Genomic DNA, 3,839 nt, shown 5'->3' on the forward strand with positions numbered 1-3,839 from the left:
GTCCCCGAGGACGCGCGCGACGCCGAGCTCGAGCGCGCCCGGGCCTCGGCGGCCGCCGTGGCCGAGCGGCTGCGGGTGCGCGCGGAGGCCACGACGGGGGACGCCGCCGCGGTGCTCCAGGCGACGGCCCAGCTCGCCGCCGACCGGGGCTTCCTCGTCGAGGTGCGCAAGCGCACGCGGGCCGGTGCTGCCGCCGACGTCGCCGTCACCGGCGCCGCCGAGAAGTTCGCGCAGATGTTCGCGGCCATGGGCGGCCTCATGGCCGACCGCGTCACCGACCTGCACGACGTGCGCGACCGCGTCGTCGCCGACCTCACCGGCCAGCCGCAGCCCGGCGTCCCCCGTCCCGACGTGGCCAGCGTCCTCGTGGCCGAGGACCTGGCGCCCGCCGATACGGCCGGCCTCGACCCGGCGCGCGTGCGCGCCCTCGTCACGCGCGGCGGCGGCCCGACGGGCCACACGGCGATCATCGCCCGGCAGCTCGGCATCCCCTGCGTCGTCGCCGTCGAGGGCGCGCAGGCCCTCGCGGAGGGCGACATGGTGCTCGTCGACGGCACCACCGGCACCGTGCAGGTCGACCCCGACCTCGAGCACGCCGCGGGCCGCGTCGAGGCCGACCGCGCGGCCCGCGCCGCCGCAGCCGCCTGGCGGGGCCCGGGCCGCCTCGGCGACGGCACGCCGTTCCCGCTGCTGGCCAACGTGGCCGACGGCGCCGCCGCCCGCGCGGCCGCCGCCGGCCCCGCCGAGGGCGTCGGCCTCTTCCGCACCGAGCTGTGCTTCCTCGGCACCGCGGTCGAGCCGGACGTCGAGGCGCAGGCCGCCGTCTACGCCGAGGTGCTCGCGCCGTTCGCCGAGCGGGCCCGGGCGGGCGGCCCCGGAGACGGATCGGGGAGCGGCGGATCCGGAGACGGGTCGGGAGACGACGGGCCGGTCGACGTCAAGCTCGTGCTGCGCACCCTCGACGCCGGCTCGGACAAGCCGATCGCCTACGCGACGCCGGAGCACGAGGAGAACCCGTCGCTCGGCGTCCGCGGGCTGCGGGTCGTGCGCCGCGACCCGGGCCTGCTCGAGCGCCAGCTGGACGCCGTCGCCCTGGCCGCCGAGCGCACGGGCCTGCGGCCGTGGGTGATGGCGCCGATGGTCGCCACCGAGGCCGAGGCGAAGGGCTTCGCCGCCGCGGTGCGCGCCCGCGGGCTCGTGCCCGGCGTCATGGTCGAGGTGCCGTCGGTCGCGCTGCTGGCCGCGCGGTTCCTCCACCACGTCGACTTCCTGTCGATCGGCACCAACGACCTCACGCAGTACGCCATGGCGGCCGACCGCCTCTCGAGCGACCTCGCCGACCTCAACGACCCCTGGCAGCCCGCCGTCCTCGCGCTCGTGGCCATGACGGCGCTCGCCGGGCAGCGGGCGGGCAAGCCCGTGGGCGTGTGCGGCGAGGCGGCCGCCGACCCGCTGCTCGCCTGCGTGCTCGTGGGGCTCGGCGTCACCTCGCTGTCGGCGGCGGCCGCCGCGCTGCCCGCCGTGGGCGCGCGCCTGCAGACGGCCACCCCCGAGCGGTGCCGGGCGGCGGCGTCCGCCGCCCTCGCCGCGCCGGACCCGGCCGCGGCGCGCGCCGCGGCGCTGGCCGAGCTGGGCTGAGCCCAGGCGCGGCCTCCGGCAGTGCCCCTGGCCCTCCCGGGGCGGGTGCGCGCAGCGCCGGGACGGCCGGGCACCGAGGACGAGCCGCGAGCGCGGATCTCGAGGGCTTGCCCGCGGTGCGTCGGGCCTCGAAGTCCGCGCTCGGGAGGCGCGCACGGCGCGTCGGCCCTCGAGGTCCGCGCTCGTCGGCTCGGAGCGGCGCGCCGACCGGTGCAGCGCTCCGGGCTACGGCTCGCGCCGGGCCAGCGCGACGACGAGCGCGCGGTGGTCGGTCGCACCCACGCGCTCGACCCGCGCCGAGAGCGGCTGCCAGACGCGCCCGTCGACGAGCACGTGGTCGATGGGCGCGCCGAGCACGGCGGGCACGGACGCGGGCCAGGTCCCCCAGGCCGCCGCGCCGACGGCATCGGCTGTGTCCACGCACGGGCCGGCGTCGAGGGCGTCCGCGAGCGGGGCGTGGTCGAGCGTCGCGTTGAGGTCCCCGGCCACGACGGCGCCCGGCGCGGCCGTGCACGCCGCGGCCGCGGTGGCCACCTGCTCCGCCCACCGCTCCTGCGGGAAGGCCCCGGGGATCGGCGGCGGCGGGTGCACCGCGACGAGGAGGGGACCGTCGCCGTCGACCGGTGCGGCGGCGACGGCGGAGAGGTCGAGGGCGGGCGCGTCGGCGCGCTCGTGCGGGCCCAGGCGCTCGTGCACGAGCAGGCTCGTGGCGGCGATCGGCCGGTCGTCGACCTCCTCGGCGAGCACGGCGAAGGCCTCGCCCGTGCGCCGCTCCACCGCCGCGGCCACGGCCTCCGCGGTCCGCTCCGACGTCTCGGGGAGGGCGACGACGTCGGCCCCGCTCCCCTCCACGAGCGCGGCGAGCTCCTCGGGCGCGACCCCGTCGACCTCGGTGTTGAGCGCGACGACGACGAGGTCGGGCGCCGGCGCCGCTCCCCCTCCGTCCCACCCGCGCGCGACGAGGACGCCGACGTGGCCGGCCGCGCAGGCCAGGAGGACGACGGCGAGCGCCCCGGCCACCAGCGGCCGCCGCCGCCGCCGGAGCGCCACCGCCGCGGCGGCCAGGCCGATGACGAGCCCGAGCACGAGCAGCGCCAGAGCCCCCGCCCCGCGCAGGGCCACCGCCTGCGTGACGCCCGGCGTCGTCGAGAGCCCCAGCGGGAGGGGTGCGCAGGTGACGACGGCGGCGGTCGCGAGCACCAGGGCCGCCACCACGCCGAGGGCTCGCACGGCCGCACCCTGCCACGGCCCCGGCGGCAGGAGCATGGCGGCGGAGCGGTCGCGGAGGAGGGGGGGACCGGGCCGGCGCCGGGGTGCTCGCGAGAGGTCAGCGCGCGCGGACGGCGAGGAGCGCGACGTCGTCGCGGGCGGGCCCGGCGTCGTCGAGCATCTCGGCGACGACCGCGTCGACGAGCTCGCCCAGCGGCGCGCCGGCACGGCGCCCCGCCGCGCGGGCGAGATGCCGCAGCCGGGCGCCGAGGCAGGCGCCCCGCCGCTCGACGAGCCCGTCGGAGTAGAGCAGCACCGTGGCGCCCGGCGGCAGGTCGACGACGGCCTCGGTGCGCTCGGCGTCCGGCGCGACGCCCAGCGGGACGCCCGGCTGCTGCCCGAGGAGCTCCGCCGACCCGTCGGCGCGCACGAGCAGCGGGGGCGGGTGGCCGGCGCTCGTCCAGCGCAGGCGGTGCCGGACCGGCGCCCCCGGACGGGTGCCGGGCACCGTCTCGACACGGGCGACGACGCACGTCGCCATGCTCGTGACGCCGAGCCCCGCCATGGCGTGGTCGACGCGGCTCAGCACCTGCGCCGGGCTCTCGTCGGGGAAGGACCAGGCCGTGGTGCGCGCCATGACCCGCAGCTGCCCCATGACGGCGGACGCCCGGGCGTCGTGGCCCATGACGTCGCCGAGCACGAGCACCGGGCCCGCGGCGCCCGCTCGGGCGGCGCCGCGGTCGCCGCCGACGACGACGTCGCACCAGTCCCCGCCCGCGCGCGCATGCCCTCGAGGGCGATGGCGTCCTCGATGCCCTTCTCGAAGTAGTCCTGGTCCCCCGCGGCCGCGAGGTCCTCGTGCGCCACCTCGCGGTCCTCCGCGCTGACGTAGTTGATGCCCACGGCCTCGCCGAGCCCGCCGACGACCTGCTTGGACAGCGCGCTGATGTGCCCGCTCTCGTCGAGCAGGTACTTCACCTCCTCGTCGGCCA

3 protein-coding genes and 1 pseudogene are annotated in these 3,839 nt (G+C 79.6%); 1 reads left to right on the forward strand and 3 read right to left on the reverse strand.

All coding sequences use genetic code 11. From position 1 onward, the window contains the following. Nucleotides 1-1,638: putative PEP-binding protein (locus tag HLB09_RS14320; protein ID WP_171204013.1), on the forward strand; the 1,638-nt coding region annotated here is incomplete at its 5' end. A 225-nt stretch (nucleotides 1,639-1,863) separates the two neighbouring features. On the opposite strand, the gene HLB09_RS14325 is transcribed toward HLB09_RS14320, so the two are convergent. The 3 genes and pseudogenes from HLB09_RS14325 to HLB09_RS18845 form a co-directional block, all read right to left on the reverse strand. Beyond that, nucleotides 1,864-2,868: an endonuclease/exonuclease/phosphatase family protein gene (locus HLB09_RS14325; protein ID WP_171204014.1), complete on the reverse strand. Its 1,005-nt coding sequence runs from the start codon at nucleotides 2,866-2,868 to the stop codon at nucleotides 1,864-1,866. Nucleotides 2,869-2,965: 97 nt separating this feature from the next. Further along, the gene (locus tag HLB09_RS18840; RefSeq protein WP_322790200.1) at nucleotides 2,966-3,532 is read right to left on the reverse strand and encodes a PP2C family protein-serine/threonine phosphatase; all 567 of its coding nucleotides are present in this window, start codon (nucleotides 3,530-3,532) and stop codon (nucleotides 2,966-2,968) included. Further along, a pseudogene (locus HLB09_RS18845) lies at nucleotides 3,430-3,839 on the reverse strand (hypothetical protein); the annotation flags it as partial. The pseudogene HLB09_RS18845 and the gene HLB09_RS18840, both read right to left, overlap by 103 nt.

Source organism: Pseudokineococcus marinus (assembly GCF_013004605.1).
Classification (GTDB): Bacteria; Actinomycetota; Actinomycetes; order Actinomycetales; family Quadrisphaeraceae; genus Pseudokineococcus; species Pseudokineococcus marinus.

Bases quoted from the DNA above. Each gene is read 5' to 3' on its own strand.
- HLB09_RS18840 (WP_322790200.1), bottom strand. From the start codon at position 3,532: ATGGGCCACGACGCCCGGGCGTCCGCCGTCATGGGGCAGCTGCGGGTC.